Genomic DNA, 22,716 nt, shown 5'->3' on the forward strand with positions numbered 1-22,716 from the left:
TCTAAAAGACTCCTTAAAATTTAAATGACCAGAAGTATCATTTTTAGAATTACCCTGTTGCTGATTTTATCAAATTTAGGAGTGAAAAGTTATGCCCAAAGATCAGCTTCAGCAGGAAGTATTGACCCATTTGTAGATGGATTTTCTTCTCAGGTAAGGTCTACTCGATTGAGCGATGATAAAGTATTGATCATTTACAGCACAACTGTTTCTTCTGCTACTTCTAAAATTATGGCCGTCGTCGGCACCATTTCAGGTTCGGATATTAGCTATGGCGCATCGGTGGAAGTGACTAGTATGATCTACACAAGAACTGACGTAGCAGCTTTTTCTTCATCAAAAGCCATTGTCATTTTTGAGTCTCGGTTGTCAACCGATCAGAACAGATATGTGCTACTAGACATAAATGGGGATGCCATAACAGCCGGTTCTGAACAAACGCTTGGTGATGGTGATCAAGTTTCATTTAGGATGATGCGCGCGACAACGTTGACTAACGATAAAGTAGTGGTAGCGTATGAAAAAGATACTGGTTCTGGTAACGACAAAGAATTGAGTATTGTAGCTGGTACACTGAATGGCACAACTATTAATTGGGGAGCCACAGTGAGAGCCGCTTTTAGCGTAAGCTATTTTGATATGACCAGACTCAGTGATACCAAATTTGCTCTAGTCTACGAAGGTAACGAAGGAACTGTTAACCTAAATGAAGGTTTGATTCGTATCGGGGAACTTTCAGGAACTACAATTAATCTGGGTACGGAAGTATCTTTTGCTTCTGATGAAGTTGTTGACGTCGTACAAGTCACTGCCCTGAGCGAAACGGAAATAATTGTAGCGTGGGAATACAATGTAACCAATGACTATGCAGGAGTGACCTACGGAACTATTAGTGGAACTACCCCCACTTTTCCGGGGAACGTGGTCACCTTTTACACGGCTGAGGGAGTAGATGATTTGGACGTCGATGCTATCTCAGCTACCGAATTTATAGTGGCCATAGATGGAGGGAGTGGTGATGCCTCGCCTTTTTATACGGGAGTAGTAGTCTCAAATAACATAACTCTTACCAGTCCTTCTAATATTTATGTGGGGCAAGCCGATGACATTACTGTTTCTGCGTTGACTTCGGATAGAGTAGTGCTGGCATTTACAAATGACAACGCCGTGGGTACGCCGACTGTGGATAGAGGTGATGCAATGGTGCTTACGCTCACAGCTACGACTAATCCAGAAATTAATGTTCTGGGGAACAGTGTTGACATTATTTCTGGAGATGGAAGCCCCTCCGTTACTGATCACACTGATTTTGGAACAGGAGGCTCGTTGTCAAGAACTTTCACTATCCAAAATCAGGGTTCAGGTATTCTGACGCTTGGTAGCAGCTCGGTGACCATTACCGGAACTAACGCTGCTGACTTTAGTGTCAATACACAACCTGCAACTTCTGTTTCAGGTAATAGCAGCACTACTTTCATTATTGATTTTAGTTCAACTATAGCCTCAATCCGAACTGCAGAAATCCACATCAACAGCGATGACATTCACGAGCCTGAATATATATTCAGTATACAGGCGGTGGGCGGTTCCAGTGTGCCTGCTTCAGTCACAGTAGCAGCCACAGTATTCCTAGAAGGAGCATATAACGGTACCAACCTAAACACAGCAATCAATAGCAGCATACCAGCCCAACAACCCTACAATGGCGTAAATAGCCATAGCCAAACAACGAGTGTGAGTATACCAGCAAGTGCAGTAGACTGGGTATTAGTAGAACTAAGAGAAGCAAGTACAGCAGCCACGGCAACCAACGCAACAAGAAAAGGCTCGACGGCAGGCTTTCTGATGAATGATGGGACAATCAAAGCGACAGATGGTACCAGTAACCTAACGATCAATCTGACAGGCAACACTGGGACAGATTACTATGTGGTGATTTACCATAGAAACCACCTACCAATCATGTCAGCCATAGCTATAGATGGATCAGGAGGCACACTGACCATAGACTTCACCAGCAACTCAGCGAACACCTACCAGACAACGACAGCCTTAGCAAGCCTAACCAACAACAAGTTTGGGATGCCATCAGGAGATGTGAATCAAGATGGCAGCATCAACAGCACCGACCTGAGCACATGGCGCACCAACAACGGAGCAGCCTACAGCTACTCAGGCAATGGCAGTTCAGACTTCAACCTAGACGGAGAGATCAATGCGGTAGACAGGAATGACTTCCAACAGAAGAACACGAGTAAGACTCGTCGGGTACCGAGTAATTGAGTGTTATGACTGTACTGGAAGAACAAATTATTGATCATTTAATGAAAGGATTAGAAGGAACTAATTTTAGACTTCAAGAACTGCTTAAGCGTAGATACCCGAATTTGACAGCCTATGATATTCGATTGTGTACTTACCTAAAGGCCAATTTTTCTACTAAGGAGATTGCTGTCATATTGAACATCACGCCAGATAGTGTCAAAAAAGCAAAGCATCGATTAAGAAAGAAATTGAAATTACGTCCTGATACTTCTATAAACTCTCTTTTGGACAATAATTGACTTATGCCTACTTTCGACATGGTCACAATATGTCGCGAGCAGCTAAAAATTGGTTTTTTGCCTTCCTACTTTTCTCAGTAAATCTCATTGCTCAGCAATCGCGTATAGATAGCGTCAGAAAACAAATCCCTTTGCTGTCAGGAAAAGAAAAAGTAGACGCATTAAATAGTCTGACGAGGGGTTTAATGTACTCCACGCCTGAAGAGGCTATGGCCTTGTCAAACGAAGCGATTGATCTGTCTGAAAATACGAATTACAAGGAGGGTATAGCCATGGCTTTGATCAATCAGGGTGTGATCTTCAATGGTAAATCGCTTTATAATGAAGCTGAAGAAGTATTAATCCGTGCAAAGGATATTTCTGAGACGGCTGATTTTCAGCGTGGCTTGGCTTATTCAAACCTGAGTTTAGTCACCATCAGTATGAGAAGGAATGACTATGCAAGGGCACTAGAGCTTTCATTTTCAGGTATTGATGCTGCCAAGAAAATTGCAAATGCCGATCTTGAGGTATCTAACCTGATCAATATTGGTTCTATCAAACAGACTTTGAAAGACTATGCCAGTGCGGAGCAGTATTTGCTTGAAGCCAGAGCATTGGCTGAGTCGAATGCCAATATTGGCGCAATCAGATGGGGTCAAATCAACGGAAGCCTTGGAATTCTTAGCGCTGTCAATAAGGACTATGGAAGTGCGTTGACTTATTTTCAGGAAGCCTTGCAGGTTTTTGAAGAACTAGATTCACAAGCACATACGGCCAACTTGTTGTTGAATATGGGGTACTCTTACGCCCAACTTGGAGATGTGAATAATGCCAATGAGCACTATGACCAAGCTGAAGATATTTGGATTGCACTCAGAAATGAGAGGAGTCTTGGGATTATTCAAAAAAACAGAGGTGAATTGATGATGAGTATAAGTGAATTTCGACCCGCAATTGATTTTTTAGAGCAAGCATTAAAAAAAGAAGCGTTTTTAGACGACCAAGTCCTCAGCGAAGTTTACTCACTGCTGTCAGAAGCGAATGAGTCCATATCCAACCATAAAAAAGCCTTGACCTATCACAAGCAATATGTTAGTTTGAAAGACTCTATCACCAGTAGGACTAACCAGAAGAATATTACCGGAATGACGGAGCGTTTCGAATTTCAAAAAATGAAAGCCGAAAAAGAGTTAGAGTTGCAACAAATTGAAATAGAGAACCTTAAGATTGTGAAGAGCAGACAGGTAATTCTGATTGTGGCAGCGGTCTTGTTAATGATTACTTTTTGGGCAGTTTGGAACCGGAACAAACTCAAAACCAAACTAATCATAAAAGAAAAGGACAGACTTATAGCCAATCAGAAAGTAGTCCTTCAACAGCATCAGTTTGAAACGGAAAAAGAAGGGTTAGTGGCTTATGCCAAAGGTCTTTTGTCGAGTAATGAATCGCTGGAAAAGAAAGCGCTAGAATTGGAAGAAAAACTAGAGCTTGATAAAGGCATCAATGCGGATTTAGATGGACTGTTAGCCAAGATACATTTTGCGGTCAATGGAGATAAAGACTGGGCGGCATTTGTACTTTACTTCGAAGCAGTTTATCCACAATTTTTCTCATTGATTGAAAGCAACAAACAGGTGCAACTAACGAATAGTGAACAAAGACTACTTGCCCTTTTGAAGATTAACTTGTCCAATAAAGAAATTGCCGCATTACTCAACATTTCAAGTGATAGCGTGATCAGAGCAAAGTATCGGTTAAAACAAAAACTAGGGTTTGTTGAAACCAAAGAAATGTTGGTATTCCTGTCTGAATTGGCGTAGTCCGTAAATTGTCCGGTTGTTTGATCCGTAAATTGTCCGCCTGCTAGATTAGGGCGAAACTCTACTTGTTTATGTTCTTAGCACTAATGTTTAACGAGCACAAAATTTCTTGGTAGCTCGGTAATCTTTAATGTTTTCAGATCATGAGGGAGTTATCTTTTTTTCGAAAAATCATCGGGCTAGTCTTATTAGTGCTTATTAGTTTTATAAACGACTCACTCCAAGCCCAGCAATTGGATGCCACCTTTAGTGTGGAGCCTGGAGCATCGGGTAATTATAGGCTAAAGATGGTTTTAAATCAGTCGGCGACCTTCCAATTTTCAGAATCATATGCGTCTACTCAGAATGCTTTTAGCGTAATCATTAAGAACGTGTATAACGCCACACCTTCTCCGGGAGGGTTCGCCACCGCTTCTGGACTTGGCTATACTACATCAGGAGGAAAATCTGGAAACGGTACAAGCATGGGCACCTATGGTATTACATTTGGCCCTTTCATTCACACGACTGACGAGGTCGTTGTCTTCTCACTCGCTGCGAATACTACGATTAATAGTGGTGAGACACTAACCATTCCGGTCGGCACAGTTATTCAAGCAAGCCCTGGAAATTATGGTGCAGCTCAAACTTTCAATGCTGGTCCTTATACAGCCGTGATTGCTAATGGTGCCTTTACTGGTATAGCAGCTACTATGATTACATCAGCAAGCGCACCCACATTAACCTCAGCGAACGCAACTTCTATTACCGCCACGACTGCAGTGCTTGGAGGAAATATAACTGATAATGGTGGCGCTTTTGTGACAGAAAGAGGTATTGTTTGGAGCACGAGTACTAACCCCACCACTGCGGATAACCAAATTACAAATGGCTCGGGAAGTGGTCCTTTCAGTGCAACAATAGGTTCGTTGCCTCCAGCAACTACCATTTTTTACCGGGCATATGCGATAAATTCACAAGGAACAGCTTATGGTAGTAACATCAGTTTTAGCACCTTACCTAATACAGCAACCATCGCCGCAACTGTCTTCCTTGAAGGAGCTTATAATGGTACCAACCTCAGTAAAGGAATCAATGCCGATATACCTACAAATCAGCCTTACACCATTAATGGTCATACCGGTGGAAGTACAGGTAGTGTTCCTTCGGATGCTGTAGACTGGGTTTTAGTGGAACTACGAGAAGCAGCTTCAGCTTCAGCAGCTTTGAACTCGACAAAGATTGGCTCTGCTGCAGGTTTTTTAATGACCGATGGTAGTATCAAATCCACAGATGGCACGAGTAATCTCACGGTCTCACTAACAGGGAATACGGGTTCTGAATTTTTCATAGTGATTTATCATCGAAATCATTTGCCGATCATGTCTTCCGCAAGCATATCTGAAAGCAGTGGTAGTTATAGTATTGACTTTACAAGTAGTGCAGCCAACACCTACCAGAACACAACAGCCCTTGTGAGTCTTTCAGGCAGTAAGTTTGGAATGGTGGCAGGAGACACCGATGGTGATGGTGACATAGACACCGATGATCTGGCTACTTGGCAATCAAACAATGGGGTCACCTTTAACTATAGCAGTAATGGGGTCGTTGATTTTAATCTGGATGGAGAGATCAATGCGGTAGATCGCAATGACTTCCAACAGAAAAACACAAGTAAGACCAGACAAGTACCAAGTAACTAGGCCATGACTATTTTAGAAAGGCAAATCATGGATAGGCTGATGAGTGAGTTGCAAGCACCGACTTTGACTTTTCAACAGCAGCTAAAGAAGACATATCCCTGTCTTACGGCTTACGATCTTCGACTGTGTACCTACCTCAAGGCCAATCTTTCTACAAAGGAAATTGCCACATTGCTTAACATTACTCCAGATAGCGTAAAGAAAGCTAAACACAGATTGAGGAAGAAGTTGTCTATTGACGCAACTACTACTTGGGGGACAGCTTTTGGGAAATAAAAATTGAACTTTCTATCTTGAGAGGCATTTGACCATGATGTCTTTAAGAGCTCTCTTTATCCTATTTGCGCTGTTGTTTCAAGTGTCTATCAGTGTCAAAGGGCAGGAATTTTCTGGAGCTGAACAAACTATTAAAAAGCTTAATGAGCTAGTTAAAAAAGAGCTTTCTAGCCCAGACTCTATCAGTGTTCTTACTGATCAATTAGAAAAATTATCTAAAGAACAGTCAAATACAAGAGGCCTTCTTTATTCCAGATTTTTTCGCGGAGTAGCACTATTGCAAATGGAACTCACAGATTCATCTGTTAATGTATTGACTAGAGTTTTAGATGACATTTCTAAAGAGGAAAGGGATTCTTCTTTACTTTATTCTCGCGTAATGCTAATTCTTGGAAACTCTTATTATCAAAAGAGCGATTACAAAAATGCACTCTATTATTACCAACAGGTTAAAAAGGAGACGGATAGGGTTGGCCGAGAGGAAACGACATATAGTGTTGATTATAATATAGGATTATTGCATTTGTTGATGAAAGAGTTCGATCTAGCCTATGAATATTTGACAAAAGCTAGGGGGCAATATAAGGAGCTTTTACCATCGGCACAGGCTAGGCTTTGGGCCGCTTTTGGCACCTACTATTCCCAACTGACTCAACTTGATTCTGCGGCCTTTTACTATCGCAAGGGCATGAAAAAGCATAAAGAGAATGGAGATCTTCGCGGAGTTGCTCATGGGTTTAACAACCTAGCCATTGTTGCTTATCAACAAGGGAATGTCGAGGAGGCAATCGTAGGTTTTGAATCGGCTTTAGAGGTGAGGTTACAACTTGGCAACAAAAGAAATATCTCGGATGGCTATTATAACATAGGGTTATTGTATGCTGGTCAGGGGAGGTACGACAAAGCCATTAACAGTTACCGAAATGGACTAAATGAGATCAAAGGAATAGGCTCATTGATTACCGAGCGCGATTTACTTTTTGAACTTGCAGATGCCTTTGAACGAACAAAGCAAATTGATTCTGCTTATAAGTATCTGTCGGAGTGGCGAATTATGAACGATTCGTTACTAGAAATCAACAAGAAAAAAGAAATATTAGCGCTAGAAAAAGAATTTCAAACGGCACAATTAGAGAAGGATGCACAATTGGCCGAAAAGGAAATTGAGTTGAAAACAGCTCAGCGCAATGTGTTGCTTTTAAGTTTTGGAGGCTTTTTACTGCTTGCAATAATCGTATTTTATCTACTTAGACTTAGATACAAACGAAACATAGCCCTATCTGAAAAAGAAAAACTCCTTGCCGAAAAACAGTCTGCGCTAACCATGAAAGAACTTTCGCTCAAGCAAGATGAAATGGCCAATTATACGAGCCAACTCTCCCATAAGACTGAATTGTTGGAGGAGTTGAGGGGGCGTTTAAATGAAAAAGCAGATACTAAAACTGGGACGGAAAGGGCTGATGTTGATCGAATGGCGGAAAGTATTGTGTCAAACCTATTTGAAGAAAAGAATTGGATAAGTTTTAAAATCCAGTTTGAGAAAGCATACCCAAAGTTCCTAGATAAACTTCTCGACAGAAGTGAAGCATTAAGCGCAAATGATCAAAGGTTAGCAACCTTGATTAAAGTCAATTTATCGAATAAGGAAATAGCCCAAGTGCTCAATATTTCATCAGATAGCGTGGCAAAAGCAAAGTATAGATTAAGGCAAAAAATGGGTTTTGACCATTTTGCAGCGCTGGAAAACTATATTTCAAAGATCTAGTCCATGCTAAGTCCGACTTAGTCCAATGTAAGTCTGGTAGAATTATACCGCTCATTCGGCTGTTTTAATGAGTTTTGATCAATATCAACACATGATCAAACTCAATGTTAAAAGCTTGTTATTTCTTAATTCTCGTTAGTTGTAGTACCTACTTATTAGCACAAACACCTACTTATATCACCCAATTTGGTTCAAATGGGTCTGGGGATGGTGAAATAGCCAATCCGACTGCCGTCGCGGTTCACCCAGTCAATGGAAATCTGTATGTAATTGATAGGACCAACGAGAGAATACAGATTTTCAATAGTAGTGGTGTCTATGTCTCTCAATTTGGAAGTATTGGTTCAGGAAATGGTCAATTTGCTTCAAATGCTGTTGAAAACTTCGTATTTGATTCTAATAATGACCTTTGGGTTGTCGACCGTGGTAATGACAGAATTCAAAAATTTAGTGATGACGGAACGTTTATTCAAGCATATGGTTCAGAGGGAACAGCTGATGGTCAATTCGATAACCCTGAAGGAATAGGTATAAATCCAGTCAATGGAGATATATGGGTTGGAGACAGGAATAATGAACGTGTACAAATCTTCTCATCAAGTTTTGTATTTAAATCAAAGTTTGGTTCCGTGGGTACTGGTAATAGTCAGTTTGCCGCGAATTCAGGCCCTGTTGATATTGCATTTGACAAAACGGGAAATGCATACATCGTTGATAGAAATAATGATCGAATTCAAAAATTCGATGGCAACGGCAATTATCTAGATCAGTTTGGAGGCCTTGGTACTGGAAATGGTCAGTTTGATACACCTGACGCCATTGAAATACATCCAGACGGGTCGATATGGATAGCAGATAGAAATAATGAAAGGGTTCAGGTTTTTGATAACTCTTTTTCATTTCAATCAACCTTTGGGTCCCTCGGTACGGGAAATGGTCAGTTTTCAAGTAATGCAGGAGCTGTCGATATTGCTTTTGATGCAGCAGGAGACGTTTGGGTAGTAGATCGAAATAACCATAGAATTCAAAAATTTGATGGACCTCAAGTTCCAGTTACTGCCCCATCATCAGTCACAGTAGCAGCCACAGTATTCCTAGAAGGGGCTTATAACGGCACCAACCTAAACACAGCAATCAATAGCAGTATACCAGCCCAACAACCATACAATGGAGTAAACAGTCATAGCCAAACAACGAGTGCTAGTATCCCAGCCAATGCAGTAGACTGGGTATTAGTAGAACTAAGAGAAGCAGGGTCAGCAGCTACGGCAACCAACGCAACCAGAAAAGGCTCGACGGCAGGCTTTCTGATGAATGATGGGACAATCAAGGCGACAGATGGTACGAGCAACCTAACGATCAACCTGACCGGAAACACAGGGACCGACTACTATGTGGTGATCTACCACCGAAACCACCTACCAATCATGTCAGCCGCTGCTATAGATGGATCAGGAGGCACACTGACGATAGACTTCACAAGCAACTCAGCAAACACCTACCAGACGACGACCGCCCTAGCAAGCCTAACCAACAACAAGTTTGGGATGCCATCAGGAGATGTGAATCAAGATGGCAGTATCAACAGCACAGACCTAAGCACATGACGCACCAACAATGGAGCAGTCTACAACTACTCAGGCAATGGCAGTGCAGACTTCAACTTAGATGGAGAGATCAATGCGGTAGATCGCAATGACTTCCAACAGAAAAACACGAGTAAGAGCAGACAAGTCCCTTCAAACTAGAATCGTGACAGTACTAGAACAGCGTATAATGCATCACCTTATTAAGGAATTACAAAACTCATCGTCTAGTTTCATAAAAGAGCTTCGGGCAAGGCACCCGAGATTAACACCCTACGACCTCCGACTTTGTACTTACTTGAAAGCTAATTTATCGACTAAAGAAATTGCAACGCTGCTCAATATCACACCGGACAGCGCAAAGAAGGCAAAACATAGACTCCGGAAAAAGTTATCCGTTGCCCCAAATACTATATGGTCTCAAGTTTTTAAAGATAGATGATGGAAAAAATATCGTCCGAAAAAGGCTTTGAATGAGATTATACTTTTGAATTAAACTTAAAGTCCACAACCAGTCCACAAGTAGGCCGATTATTATCTAACGTATTTGGGGTAATATTGTCCCCATGAATAGGCCAAAACTCTCTTACACGCTAAGAATTATCGCTTCTTTATTCTTGGGGTTGCTCGTCCACCAAGTTTATGCTCAAAATAAGCGAATAGATAGTATTAGAAGCGTTTTGGATACTGTAAGTACTCCTCGACTTCATGTAAATGCATTGAATGATCTTTCTACAGCCTACAACTTCATTAATGCTGATTCTTCGGAATATTTTGTGGACAAAGGTCTAGCCTTGGCTAAGGAAATTAATTACGAAAGAGGTTTAGCCATTACATATAATCAAAAAGGAGTTGTTCAATACATACGTGGAAATTTAAGGAATGGTATAATTTGGTTGGATAGCTCACTTATCTATAGAAAAAAGATTGGTGATGTTACAGGGGAGCTATTGGTAATGAATAACAAAGCTGTCTTCTATCAGAACCTTGCGGAGTATGAGAAATCTAAAGATATGTTGTTTGCAGCGCTAGAAGTGGCCAAAGAGAATGATATTAAGGGTCGTCAGGCTGAAATCAACAACAATATTGCCATTTATTATAGTCGAATAAATAGGTTTGACTCTGCATTGTATTTCAATCAAAGGTCTTTAGAAATCAATAGAGAAATCAATAACAAATCAGAAATGTCACTGGTAGAGAATAATATCGGCACTATATATTTTCGACGTTCCCAACACCAGAAAGCTCTTAGGCACTTCAAAGCCTCCTATCAATTAGCACTAAGTTCAGGTAATGCCAGAACCAGATCGATGTCATCAGAGAATATAGCTATCGTTTATTCCACCATTGGTTTGCATGAAAAAGCCATCGAATGGTATTTGAAGCTTCTAGAGGAAAACAAGACAATTGATAACCAGCTGAGCAAAGTTTCTTTGATGTCCAACCTATCTGCTGCTTATTTAGATAGCGAACAATACGATAAGGCCTATGATTACGCATTTCAGGCTATAGAACTCAAGGAAAGTGCAGAAATAAAATATAACATAGCCAAATCGTACTATATCGCGGGGCAATCTTCTAAAAAGCTGGGTGATGTGGAGAAATCTATCAATCTATTGAATAAAGGCCTTTCGGTTTTGCAAGAAGATCAATTACAAACCGAGTCAATCATCAATAATGTTTTAGGAACCATATATTTTGAGAAGATGGACTTTGACCAGGCTGAAAAACTGTTTCGGCGCAATTTGGAGATTCAAAAAATAGCTGTTTTTCCAGATGTACTAACTTACGCTTATGGTTATTTGGCCAAACTGACTAGCGCTAGAAACGATTATCGAAAAGCTTTCGAATATCAACAGTTTCATGATTCATTTAGAGATACACTCATAAACAAAGAAAAAGCAAATGCCATAATCCGAAGCGCAATTGAGTTTGACACGGAAAGAAAGGAACTTGAATTAGAATTAAGCCAAGAAAGAACAGCATTGGCTGAAGCTCAGGTGCATACACTCCAAGCAAATAGAAGAACGCTTATTTCTAGTTTAATTGGTATAGGATTTTTGTTTTTAATCATACTCATTTGGCGCTTTCAAATAGCAAAGAGTAAAAGACTCGCCTTAACAAAAGAAACAGAAAGACTGAGCCTAATAAGCGAAAATGAAAGGCTGAAAAGCCAAGAACTGAAGAGCGAGTTAGAGCTTAAACATAAGGAAGTTTTGAGTCAAGCACTCCAGTTAGCGCAGAAAAACGAGGCTATCCTTGACCTCAAAGACAAGCTAATAGAGGAGGTACAAGAACGACCTAATGATACGCTAAGAAGGACGATACAATCACTAGATGGCAAAGTAAATCTTGACAAAGATTGGAAGGCATTTCGGTCATCTTTTGAAGGTGTTTATGAGAGCTTCTTTGGTTCATTGAAAGCAGATTTTGGTGAGCTAACACCACATGAACTGAAGCTTTGTGCTTTGCTTAAACTAGACTTGTCAATTAAGGAAATGTCTAATGTCTTGGGTATTTCTCAAGAAGGGGTGAAAAAGGCAAGATATAGGATAAGAAAGAAGCTTAGGCTTACAGATTCCCCAGAGAAAATATCGTCGTTTTTAATGAAGTATTGAGCCTGTCCACACCAAGGCCACACAGAAAGTTTTGGGGGACAATAGCGCTTGATTAACTAGGTAGGAAATAACTATCTATGAAATTAAAGCCAATACTTCTCAGCCTACTATTCATTTTTTCAATCCAATTTGGTTTAGCACAAACAGCGGAGACGGAACCTAATGGTACCATTAGTCAGAGTGGCACCCAGACAGTAAGTACCAATGGCGTAATAACTGGACAAGTCTGTTTGGGTGCTGGATGTCCTAGTACAGATCCTGTTGATCATTGGATTATAACTGACGGTTCAAGTGGGTCTTTTATTGTTACTTGGAGCGACGATGTAGTCATAAATGTGAGAGAATACAACACATCAGCAAGGAATACCGCACCTACTCCAATTTCATTGGCTAGTGGTGTGGGGGCAACATTAGATGCATCCAAGTTCTACACATTCGATATTACCTTTAAGACTATTGCGAGTCTAACCAGTTACAGTGCTACTATATCGGGTACAGCATTACCAGACCCAGTAACCGCACCTTCAACCCTCACAGTAGCAGCCACAGTATTTCTAGAAGGCGCTTATAACGGTACCAACCTAAACACAGCAATCAATAGCAGCATACCAGCACAACAACCATACAATGGTGTAAATAGTCATAGCCAAACAACAAGTGCTACTATCCCAGCCAATGCGGTAGACTGGGTACTCGTAGAGATAAGAGAAGCTGCATCGGCAGCATTAGCCTTAAATTCTACTAAGGTCGGCTCAGCGGCAGGATTTCTAATGAGCGATGGAACTATAAAAGCCACAGATGGGACAAGTAACCTTAGCGTTTCTTTAACTGGAAATTCTGGATCAGACTTTTTTATCGTGATATATCATAGAAACCACTTACCGATCATGTCAGCTAGTGCAATTTCTGAAAGTGGGGGTAATTATACGATAGACTTCACCAGCAACTCAGCGAACACCTACCAGACGACGACCGCCCTAGCAAGCCTAACCAACAACAAGTTTGGGATGCCATCAGGAGATGTGAATCAAGATGGCAGTATCAACAGCACAGACTTGAGCACATGGCGCACCAACAACGGAGCAGTCTACAGCTACTCAGGCAATGGCAGTGCCGACTTCAACCTAGACGGAGAGATCAATGCGGTAGACCGCAATGACTTCCAACAGAAGAACACGAGTAAGACCAGACAAGTACCAACCACATAATGCTAAGGCTATGACCGTTTTAGAACAACGTATTATAGATCATTTAGAAAGTGAACTGCAATTTTCAAGTAGGCAGTTTCAAAGAGACTTAAAAAAGCGGTTTCCTCATTTAACGGCCTATAATCTAAGGCTATGTACCTATCTAAATGCCGATCTTTCGACAAAAGAAATTGCTTCACTTTTACATATTGAACCCGACAGTGTCAAAAAGGCAAAGCATCGCTTAAGGAAGAAGTTGGGTATAGTCTCTTCTGTCAGGTGGTCAGATTTTTTCTAAAGAAGAGATAAAAGTCTACCTGTCGTCTACCTAATGGTAATACAAAATTGTGAGATTATTGGGTATACTTGTCCCCATGAACTTAACCAAGACTGTTGCCAAAGTCCTATTCATTTTTTTAGGATATTTTTTTGTAAACACACATGCTGTTTTGGCACAGAGAGGGCCTATCGATAGCTTAAGGCACCTGTTGTCTACCCAAACAGTAGATACTACCAAGGTTATTACTTTGCACAACTTATCACGGGCTTATACATGGGTCAACGCCGACTCTTCCGGTTTATATATAGATCAAGCATTAGTCTTAGCACATGAATTAGACTTTAAGAAAGGACTTTCTTGGTCATACAATCAAAAAGGAACTGTTCAATATGTCAAAGCAGACTATAACTCGGCGATCGTATGGATGGATAGTTCAATGGTTCTCAGAAAGGAATTAGGAGACAAGAAAGGTGAGATGAGAATGATCAACAACATTGCTGTCATGTATAAGAGCTTGGGACAGAATGACAGGGCTATGGAAATGTATAGAAGGGGCCTAGTTGAATCAAAGAAATATGGATTTACTGATGTAGAGGGTAATTTGTTAAACAACATAGGTATAATTCATTACAACGTTCGAGCGCTTGATTCAGCAATATTTTATTATGAAAAGTCCCTTGCGAAATTCAAGGAAGTTTCAAACTTCAGGCAAGCGGCTCTTTCGTTAAATAACATAGGCAATATCTACTATTACAGGAAGGAACACCTAGAAGCATTAAAATACTATGAAGAAGCCTTTGAGCTCGCTACAGAGATTGATGACGAAAGAACCAAATTAGATGCTCAACTAAATTTGTTCATTCTTTTTAGTGCCGTTGAACTCCATGATAAAGCCATCGAGTTTTTAGAACCCTTGTTGGCTTCATACAGGCAAACAGGGAATAAAGTAGGAGAGGCTAGTACATTACATAATTTATCAGTCGAATATCACCTTTCTGGTATAAAACTAGACACTGCACTTATCCTCTCGGAGCAGGCAATTAAGCTTAAAGAAGAATCTGACGCCAGTGAACTTGCTATTTCCTACGTAACACGTTCAAAGATATCGTTTACGCTAGGAGATAGGGAAAAAGGAATAGCTAGCGCCACAAAAGCAGCAAAAATTGGGGAAGAAACCAAAGAGATACACGCATACGCTGTAGCCAATAACATACTCGCAAGGGAATTGATAAAGGACAGAAAACTTGAAAAAGCGGAAGATCTGCTACAAGAAGTTTTGAGAGTAACCGAAAGAGAAAGCATGCCTGATGTATTAGTATGGACGAATTTGTATTTATCAGAGATATACAGTGAATGGGATAAACATGAAAAGGCATTCGAGTTTTACAAAGAGTCAAAAATATATAATGAGTCAATTTTAGATGCTGAAAAAGTCAATAGTATCGTCAGAAGTTCTATCGAATTTGAAACCGAGAAAAAGGAGTTAGAACTTCGGGTAAAGAACAGCCAAATAGAAAATTTATCTTCCTCTTTAGAGCTTGAGAAAGCCAAGAAAAAGCAATTGAACGCCTATATATTTGGTGCTAGCAGTTTCGTCTTATCATTAGCTTTTTGGCAAGTGCTCAGGCAGAAAAGAAAGCGCCTAATTATTGAAAAGGAAAAAGAAGGATATAAGCTTAATTCTGAAAATGAAAAGCTAAGGGCCGACTCTCTCAAAAATGAGCTTCAACTGAAGGATAAGGAACTGGTTGCTCAAGCTTTGGTGATGGCCGAAAGGAACGAATTAATTGCCCAGTTCAAAGAAAGTATTTCCTCGGGTGTAGCTGACACAGATATAACGAAAATAAAGAAGTCAGTAAGTTCATTAGAGAGGTCTTTTAATATGACAGAAAACACCTGGGAGACTTTCAGGAAGTCGTTTGAATCAGTGCATGAATCTTTTTTCGAAGAGCTTACTAATGAGTTCCCCGACTTAAGCCCTAGGGAATTACAACTTTGTGCATTAATAAGATTAAACCTTTCGATAAAAGAGATGGCTGGAGTCCTAGGAATATCAAAGGATGGCGCTAAAAAAGCCAGATATAGAATCAGAAAAAAGCTAATCATTAATGATCCTGAGGTTAATTTATCTGCGTTTTTGAGCAAATTTTGACGATTGTCTACCTAATGACTACCTAAGAGATTTGCTGTACATTGGTATTGCATGGACTTTCGTTTATGCGAATAAATCTGTCAAAAAATAGAAAACAGTTTACCAAGTTTTTTACCCTTGTCCTTTTAATTACTAGTCCATATATACCGATTGATTCGGTCTATTTTAAGACTCCATATTTAGGCACACCTACCAATGGTACAACTACTTTCAATGGGCTAATTGCATCAAGTGGACAAGTAACATCGGGAACAGGATCTTCCTCTGTTACTAATTTCCTTTCTACAGGGTGGGATTTTGAAGTGCAATCTACAGGGGCAACAAATACCCAGATTACTCAAATCTCTGATCAAGGTCAAGATGCAGCGACAACTGACGATGATGTAATCCAATTTGTTGGAGGAGGCTTAGTGATAGACTATGTTAAGATTTCAAGTAATGACGGCAGTGAGTTCAAGCTCAACTCTGTTGATGTTCGTTTTCAAGGTGCCGGTAATAATACGATTACTGTTAGAGCCTATAAGAATAGCATTGCTATTGGAACAGCAGCCTTCTCGACGGGTTCTTTAACTGCTTTTGATTGGCATACAATAGATGTATCAGCCCAAACAGATTTTAACGATGCCGACGAGTTTAGGATTTTCAGTGGAGCTACCAACCGTTTTTCGGTAATTAGAGTTGATAATATCAATATCTCCACGGCGGCCTCTTCGGATACGGATTCACCCACCTTCGACACTGCCCCCTTAGCTAGTTCAGTCACCACTACAGGTTTTACAGCAGGGGCAAGCATTGATGAAGGAGGAGACATTTACTATGTAGTAGTAGCCGATGGCGCAACTGCCCCAACCCCAGCTAATGTGATTGCAGGCCAGGCCAATGGAGGAGGCTCTCCAATCGCTTCAGGCAGTGGCACTAACCTAACAGACCCTTTCACCCTTAGCTCAGCAGTAACAAGCCTTACGGCAGGCACAGCCTATGATGTATACTTTATCGCCAGAGATGATGAAAGCACCCCGAATGTCCAAGCAACAGTCACTAAAGTAGATGTGACAACCCTAGCTCCAAGTTCACTACAAATAGCAGCCACAGTATTTCTAGAAGGCGCTTATAACGGTACCAGCCTAAACACGACGATCAATAGTAGCATACCAGCCCAACAACCTTACAATGGAGTAAATAGCCATAGCCAAACGACGAGTGTGAGTATCCCCGCCAGTGCAGTAGACTGGGTATTAGTAGAACTAAGAGAAGCAAGTACAGCAGCTACGGCAACCAACGCAACCAGAAAAGGCTCAACAGCTGGTTTTCTGATGAATGATGGGACGATCAAAGCGACAGATGGTACGAGCAACCTAACGATCAACCTGACAGGAAACACAGGGACAGACTACTATGTGGTGATCTACCACCGAAACCATCTACCGATCATGTCAGCCGCTGCGATAGATGGCTCAGGAGGTACACTGACCATAGACTTCACCAGCAACTCAGCGAACACCTACCAGACGACGACCGCCCTAGCAAGCCTAACCAACAACAAGTTTGGGATGCCATCAGGAGATTTGAATCAAGATGGCAGTATCAACAGCACAGACCTGAGCACATGGCGCACCAACAACGGAGCAGCCTACAGCTACTCAGGCAATGGTAATGCCGACTTCAACTTAGATGGAGAGATCAATGCAGTAGACCGCAATGACTTTCAACAGAAGAACACGAGTAAGACCAGACAAGTACCAACCACATAATGCTAAGGCTATGACCGTTTTAGAACAACGTATTATAGATCATTTAGAAAGTGAACTGCAATTTTCAAGTAGGCAGTTTCAAAGAGACTTAAAAAGGCGGTTTCCTCATCTAACGGCCTATAATCTAAGGCTATGTACCTATCTAAATGCCGACCTTACAACTAAAGAAATCGCTTCACTTTTACATATTGAACCCGACAGTGTCAAAAAGGCCAAGCATCGCTTAAGGAAGAAACTTGTCATGGAACCCGAAGATTGTTGGGGGACAATAATGAGCAAATAAGCACTATATATTAGCGGGTGTGAGTTGTCATACTCAATTCCTTTTGACTAACAGTCATTTTCATTTCTTTAGGCAGAAACTAAAGCCGCGAATTTTTCGAGTAGAATAGCGAAAACCAATCAACAGCATGCGAATACGAAAAGGGTGCACACTCTAAAGGTAAAACCTTAAATTGTCCCCAAAACTAAATTTCATGGCTCGCTTTGTATGTCTATTTGTTCTTTTGGCTCTGACAAATTCGATTTACGCACAGCTTCAGGTAATTGATAGCCTTAAGAATGAGGCGGCAAAATCTTCTTCCGACGTTGAACTAGCAGATCTCTATAACCTAATAGCTGCATCATACACTCCTTTGGACATCGATTCATCAGCGGTTTATAATGAGATGGCCATTAGAAAGTCGCTTAAGGAGAACTATCTAGAAGGATTGGCCATGGCGTACCATCAAAAGAGTAATATAAATTACGCTTACCGTAGATATGATAGCGCTATTTATTGGATTGATAGTTCATTGAAAACTTGGAACCAATTAGGTAATAAACCAAAAGAACTATCTGCTCTGGTGAATCTTGCGATACTCAACAATTTAAAAGGAAATAAAGAAGAAGCACTTGCTATTTACAAAAGAGGCCTGCAAGAATCCTTACAGTTCGGCGAACTTCGGAATGTTATCATTTTCAGGGTAAATATTGGATCCTATTTCCACAAAATGAACGAGTTCGACTCTGCCATGTATCAATATGAAAAAGCTCGACAAGATGCCGAAAGCTCCAATGATAAAGTATGGCTCATGAGGATAATTAGTAATATCGGTCATGTTCATTGGAAGAGGTCTGAATTTGTTTCGGCATTGGAAAATTATAGGGAGACCTCGAATATGGCAAAGGATATTGATCCTTATATGATGGATCAATCTTTAGGTTGGATTGCGATGGTTTTTACCAAAATTGGAGATCACATAGCAGCACTTGAGTATTTTGATCAAGTCAGTAATAACCATTTAAAATATAAGCGATGGCAAGATGCAGGTTATGTCATTCGAAATATGGCTAGCGCTTATTTGCTTTTAGAAGATTATGATAATGCCATTGATAAAAGCCTTAGAAGTATTGAGCTTTTAGCGCCAAATGATTTAAGTGTATCCTACGGAATTTTAGTCAATTCCTATATCAACAAAGATAGTCTAGGAATGGCTTCAAAGTATGTAGACCTTATGTATTCTGAGGCCATCAAACATAGTAACTTAGAATCAAAGGCCGAGGCTAAGAGCAAAATGGCCGAAATAGCATTAATTAAAGGCTCCTTTAAAAGAGCAAAAGAGCTATTGACTGAAGCTTTAGATATACCTGTCTATTTACCCATTATCAAACTAGAAAATATACATACTAATTTGGCAAACGCTTATGCTAGTCTGGGAGATTCAGAGAAAGCATTTGTTCATATTGTTAAGGCTTCTGCCTATAAAGATTCATTGCAGAACGAAGAAAAGACCAATGCACTTACTAGAAGCGCAGTTGAATTTGAAACGGAAAGAAAGGAACAAGCTTTAATTAAAGTGCAACAAGAATCTAAGATTAAATCTTTGGAGCTTGATAAAAGAGAAGTACAGATTGCAAGAACAAACTTTAGTATTGTAGTTGGAGTAATTCTTTTAGCAGCATTAGGGTTGATCGTTATCCTTCTTAACTCAAGAAAGCAGTTGAAACTGAAGACCGAAGCGGTCTTATCACAACAAAAATCTCTACGCCTACAAATGAATCCTCATTTTATTTTTAATGCTTTAGCGTCGATTCAGGAATATATGAATGAAGAAAGTATTGACAAGGCGAACAACTATCTCATTAAATTTGGAAGACTAATGAGGCGAACGTTGGAAAATTCAAGAACCGAGTTCATCCCATTGGAGACAGAGATTGAGTCTATCGAAGATTACCTCGAATTACAAAGTCTTCACCACAACATGGGCTTTGATTATGAGGTGAAACACGATTTTGAGGAAAGCCTAGAAGACTATCAAATACCACCTATGTTTGTACAACCATTTGTCGAAAACGCCATAGAACATGGTCTTTCAACGAAATATGGTGGTGGAGTTACTGTAACATTTTCGTCCTTAGGAGAAGAGGTAAAGGTGACTATCAATGATACGGGTAACCCTGAGCAAAATAACAGGTACGCGATGAAAGAAGGATATAAGTCCTTGTCTAATAAAATCATAGAGGAACGCATTTATAATCTAAATAGATTAGAAAATACCAACGCTAGACTAGATATAACTAGTGAGGAAAGCGGGACTATTGTTACTCTTTTCTTACCTATACGCCCCCATTAATGACAAATTTGAAAGAACAAATATGATAAGTGAGCTAAGGGCAATCATTGTTGAGGATAATGCTAAATCAACCGAGCGTTTAGAAAAGTATCTGGTTACTTATTGTAAAGAAATTGAATTGGTTGGGAAGTCGGCCACAATTAAGGAAGCAATTGAACTGATTCAGAAAGAAAAGCCGGAAGCTGTTTTTCTGGATATAGAATTGGCTGATGGGACTGCATTTGACCTACTTGAACGAATTAGCAAGCCAGACTTCCGAATTATTTTCACGACGGCGCATGAAGCTTATGCTGTGAAGGCCATAAAGCATAGCGCTATCGATTTTTTGTTAAAACCTATCGATCCAGATGAATTGATTCTGGCAGTCGACAGAGCTCGTATGGAAATAGAACAAGAATTGGAGTTGAAAAAAGTAAAACATTTACTTCAAGTAATTGACGCAACGGATAGTACAATACCGACACTACTCCTTCGCGATCAATATGGTATTCAACTGGTTCATATCAGTGAGATTATTCGGTTAGAAGGTCAAGGCAATTACACTAAGATCATTCAAAAGGACCAGCCACCATTTATGTCTACAAAGGTGCTCAAGGAGATTGTGTCTTTACTTCCAGATGAACTATTTTTTAGAAGTCATCAGTCCCATGTCGTCAACCTGAATTACGTCAATAGGTATGACAATCGCGATAGTGATCTCCTGTTTTTGAGGAATGGAGAAAAAGTGCCATTGGCTACAAGAAGGAAACAACACCTTTTGAAAAGACTGAGGTCATTCAGAACCTAAATCAAGCGATAAATAAATATAGTCGAGCACTTTTTTCCCAAACCCAAGCACATTTACAATTCGTTTTTTTGGTGAGATACAGATGGACACTTTGAGTGAACAAAACGCTAGTCGCCAATGCTTTCACGAAATTATGTCCGTAGGAGAATCCAGTTAGTTTCTTACTTTTTGTTATCATGTTTTGCAATTCATGCAAATTCTATAACAAATGAAAATGAACCTTTGCGAGCCTTGGTCAGTACGACGGAGACATTTTCAGGAGGAACAAACGGAAGTGCTTCTGGTAACCCTTTCTCGGCTACTTTTAACACATTTGCTTTCACCGGAACAACACTTTCAGGGTTTAATGCATTTTTTCGAGATGATAGTAATGGTTACGCCCAAATCACTGGAAGTAGACTTAATCAAATTACTATTAAACTTGCCACTAGTGGTAATTTTAAATTAGAAGAAATAGTTTTCGAGGTTGCCAACGTCAATACAGCTAATGATAATATTACCGTTAATGGTTACAAAAACAATGGCTTTGTTGCGAGTGCAACGACTACTTTTCTTGTCCCAGGAGCAATTGGGACTGAAAAAACTGTTGATTTTACCGGGATTGCAGCGTTTAACGATATCGATGAGATAAGAATTGAAATTGCAGACGATGGGCTTTTTGGTGGACTTAGAATTGAAAGTATAACAACTGATGTTGCCGCCGCCTCCGACACAGATCCCCCAACCTTCGACGTAGCTCCCTCAGCTAGTTCAGTCACCACTACAGGTTTTACAGCAGGGGCTAGCATTGATGAAGGAGGAGACATCTACTATGTAGTAGTAGCCGATGGCGCTTCCGCCCCAACTCCAGCCAATGTGATTGCTGGCCAAGCCAATGGAGGAGGCTCTCCAATCGTTTCAGGCAGTGGCACTAACCTAACAGACCCTTTCACCCTTTCCTCAGCAGTAACAGGCCTTACGGCAAGTACAGCCTATGATGTATACTTTATCGCCCGAGATGATGAAAGCACCCCAAATGTCCAAGCGACAGTCACTAAAGTAGATGTGACTACCCTAGCTCCGAGTTCACTACAAATAGCAGCCACAGTATTCCTAGAAGGCGCTTATAATGGTACCAACCTAAACACAGCCATCAATAGTAGCATACCAGCCCAACAACCCTACAATGGCGTAAACAGTCATAGCCAAACAACGAGTGTGAGTATACCAGCAAATGCAGTAGACTGGGTATTAGTAGAACTAAGAGAAGCAAGTACAGCTGCCACGGCAACCAACGCAACCAGAAAAGGCTCGACGGCAGGCTTTCTGATGAATGATGGGACAATCAAGGCGACAGATGGTACGAGCAACCTAACGATCAACCTAACGGGTAACACAGGGACAGCCTACTATGTGGTGATCTACCATAGAAACCACCTACCAATCATGTCAGCCGCTGCGATAGATGGTTCGGGAGGCACACTGACGATAGACTTCACCAGCAACTCAGCGAACACCTACCAGACGACGACCGCCCTAGCAAGCCTAAGCAACAACAAGTTTGGGATGCCATCAGGAGATGTGAATCAAGATGGCAATATCAACAGCACAGACCTGAGCACATGGCGCACTAATAACGGAGCAGTTTACAGTTACTCTGGCAATGGCAATG

General features: G+C 40.6%; 15 protein-coding genes. All 15 read left to right on the forward strand.

Features of this window, described 5'->3' with window-relative positions; translation table 11 throughout:
• Window positions 1–24 precede the first annotated feature (24 nt).
• The gene (locus BFP71_RS05920) at window positions 25–2,283 is read left to right on the forward strand and encodes a choice-of-anchor D domain-containing protein (protein ID WP_069834499.1); all 2,259 of its coding nucleotides are present in this window, start codon (window positions 25–27) and stop codon (window positions 2,281–2,283) included.
• Window positions 2,284–2,288: 5 nt separating this feature from the next.
• Window positions 2,289–2,564 carry a helix-turn-helix transcriptional regulator gene (locus BFP71_RS05925; protein ID WP_069834500.1) on the forward strand — a complete coding sequence of 92 codons (276 nt, stop codon included), beginning with the start codon at window positions 2,289–2,291 and terminating at the stop codon, window positions 2,562–2,564.
• Window positions 2,565–2,593: 29 nt separating this feature from the next.
• Window positions 2,594–4,366: a tetratricopeptide repeat protein gene (locus BFP71_RS05930; RefSeq protein ID WP_069834501.1), complete on the forward strand. Its 1,773-nt coding sequence runs from the start codon at window positions 2,594–2,596 to the stop codon at window positions 4,364–4,366.
• 143 nt (window positions 4,367–4,509) lie between these two features.
• The gene (locus tag BFP71_RS05935; RefSeq protein WP_069834502.1) at window positions 4,510–6,048 is read left to right on the forward strand and encodes a hypothetical protein; all 1,539 of its coding nucleotides are present in this window, start codon (window positions 4,510–4,512) and stop codon (window positions 6,046–6,048) included.
• 3 nt (window positions 6,049–6,051) lie between these two features.
• Complete coding sequence (locus BFP71_RS05940; protein ID WP_141719693.1) at window positions 6,052–6,324, forward strand: helix-turn-helix transcriptional regulator; 273 nt, start codon at window positions 6,052–6,054, stop codon at window positions 6,322–6,324.
• A 34-nt stretch (window positions 6,325–6,358) separates the two neighbouring features.
• The gene (locus tag BFP71_RS05945) at window positions 6,359–8,089 is read left to right on the forward strand and encodes a tetratricopeptide repeat protein (protein WP_088124896.1); all 1,731 of its coding nucleotides are present in this window, start codon (window positions 6,359–6,361) and stop codon (window positions 8,087–8,089) included.
• Window positions 8,090–8,193: 104 nt separating this feature from the next.
• Complete coding sequence (locus tag BFP71_RS05950) at window positions 8,194–9,696, forward strand: 6-bladed beta-propeller (RefSeq protein ID WP_069834505.1); 1,503 nt, start codon at window positions 8,194–8,196, stop codon at window positions 9,694–9,696.
• Between the two features lie 545 nt (window positions 9,697–10,241).
• On the forward strand, window positions 10,242–12,293 hold the full coding sequence (locus BFP71_RS05955; RefSeq protein ID WP_069834506.1) for a tetratricopeptide repeat protein: 2,052 nt from the start codon (window positions 10,242–10,244) through the stop codon (window positions 12,291–12,293).
• Window positions 12,294–12,370: 77 nt separating this feature from the next.
• Window positions 12,371–13,501, forward strand: a complete 1,131-nt coding sequence (locus tag BFP71_RS05960; protein WP_069834507.1) for a dockerin type I domain-containing protein — start codon at window positions 12,371–12,373, stop codon at window positions 13,499–13,501.
• Between the two features lie 10 nt (window positions 13,502–13,511).
• The gene (locus tag BFP71_RS19250) at window positions 13,512–13,778 is read left to right on the forward strand and encodes a helix-turn-helix transcriptional regulator (protein ID WP_141719694.1); all 267 of its coding nucleotides are present in this window, start codon (window positions 13,512–13,514) and stop codon (window positions 13,776–13,778) included.
• 76 nt (window positions 13,779–13,854) lie between these two features.
• Window positions 13,855–15,912, forward strand: coding sequence for a tetratricopeptide repeat protein (locus tag BFP71_RS05965; protein WP_069834508.1), 2,058 nt, complete (start codon window positions 13,855–13,857; stop codon window positions 15,910–15,912).
• A 65-nt stretch (window positions 15,913–15,977) separates the two neighbouring features.
• Window positions 15,978–17,663 carry a dockerin type I domain-containing protein gene (locus tag BFP71_RS05970; protein ID WP_069834509.1) on the forward strand — a complete coding sequence of 562 codons (1,686 nt, stop codon included), beginning with the start codon at window positions 15,978–15,980 and terminating at the stop codon, window positions 17,661–17,663.
• 476 nt (window positions 17,664–18,139) lie between these two features.
• Window positions 18,140–20,278 (forward strand): histidine kinase, encoded by a 2,139-nt coding sequence (locus tag BFP71_RS05975; protein WP_069834510.1) that lies wholly within the window; start codon window positions 18,140–18,142, stop codon window positions 20,276–20,278.
• Between the two features lie 22 nt (window positions 20,279–20,300).
• Entirely contained in the window at window positions 20,301–21,065 is a 765-nt protein-coding gene (locus BFP71_RS05980; RefSeq protein ID WP_069834511.1) for a LytR/AlgR family response regulator transcription factor, read from the forward strand.
• A gap of 117 nt (window positions 21,066–21,182) precedes the next feature.
• The coding region (locus BFP71_RS05985) for a hypothetical protein (RefSeq protein WP_222843464.1) at window positions 21,183–22,716 on the forward strand (1,534 nt) is incomplete at its 3' end.

Origin of the sequence: Roseivirga misakiensis (assembly GCF_001747105.1) — a bacterium.
GTDB classification, from domain to species: Bacteria; Bacteroidota; Bacteroidia; order Cytophagales; family Cyclobacteriaceae; genus Roseivirga; species Roseivirga misakiensis.

Bases quoted from the DNA above. Each gene is read 5' to 3' on its own strand.
- BFP71_RS05920 (WP_069834499.1), top strand. From the start codon at position 25: ATGACCAGAAGTATCATTTTTAGAATTACCCTGTTGCTGATTTTATCA.
- BFP71_RS05925 (WP_069834500.1), top strand. From the start codon at position 2,289: ATGACTGTACTGGAAGAACAAATTATTGATCATTTAATGAAAGGATTA.
- BFP71_RS05930 (WP_069834501.1), top strand. From the start codon at position 2,594: ATGTCGCGAGCAGCTAAAAATTGGTTTTTTGCCTTCCTACTTTTCTCA.
- BFP71_RS05935 (WP_069834502.1), top strand. From the start codon at position 4,510: ATGAGGGAGTTATCTTTTTTTCGAAAAATCATCGGGCTAGTCTTATTA.
- BFP71_RS05940 (WP_141719693.1), top strand. From the start codon at position 6,052: ATGACTATTTTAGAAAGGCAAATCATGGATAGGCTGATGAGTGAGTTG.
- BFP71_RS05945 (WP_088124896.1), top strand. From the start codon at position 6,359: ATGATGTCTTTAAGAGCTCTCTTTATCCTATTTGCGCTGTTGTTTCAA.
- BFP71_RS05950 (WP_069834505.1), top strand. From the start codon at position 8,194: ATGTTAAAAGCTTGTTATTTCTTAATTCTCGTTAGTTGTAGTACCTAC.
- BFP71_RS05955 (WP_069834506.1), top strand. From the start codon at position 10,242: ATGAATAGGCCAAAACTCTCTTACACGCTAAGAATTATCGCTTCTTTA.
- BFP71_RS05960 (WP_069834507.1), top strand. From the start codon at position 12,371: ATGAAATTAAAGCCAATACTTCTCAGCCTACTATTCATTTTTTCAATC.
- BFP71_RS19250 (WP_141719694.1), top strand. From the start codon at position 13,512: ATGACCGTTTTAGAACAACGTATTATAGATCATTTAGAAAGTGAACTG.
- BFP71_RS05965 (WP_069834508.1), top strand. From the start codon at position 13,855: ATGAACTTAACCAAGACTGTTGCCAAAGTCCTATTCATTTTTTTAGGA.
- BFP71_RS05970 (WP_069834509.1), top strand. From the start codon at position 15,978: ATGCGAATAAATCTGTCAAAAAATAGAAAACAGTTTACCAAGTTTTTT.
- BFP71_RS05975 (WP_069834510.1), top strand. From the start codon at position 18,140: ATGGCTCGCTTTGTATGTCTATTTGTTCTTTTGGCTCTGACAAATTCG.
- BFP71_RS05980 (WP_069834511.1), top strand. From the start codon at position 20,301: ATGATAAGTGAGCTAAGGGCAATCATTGTTGAGGATAATGCTAAATCA.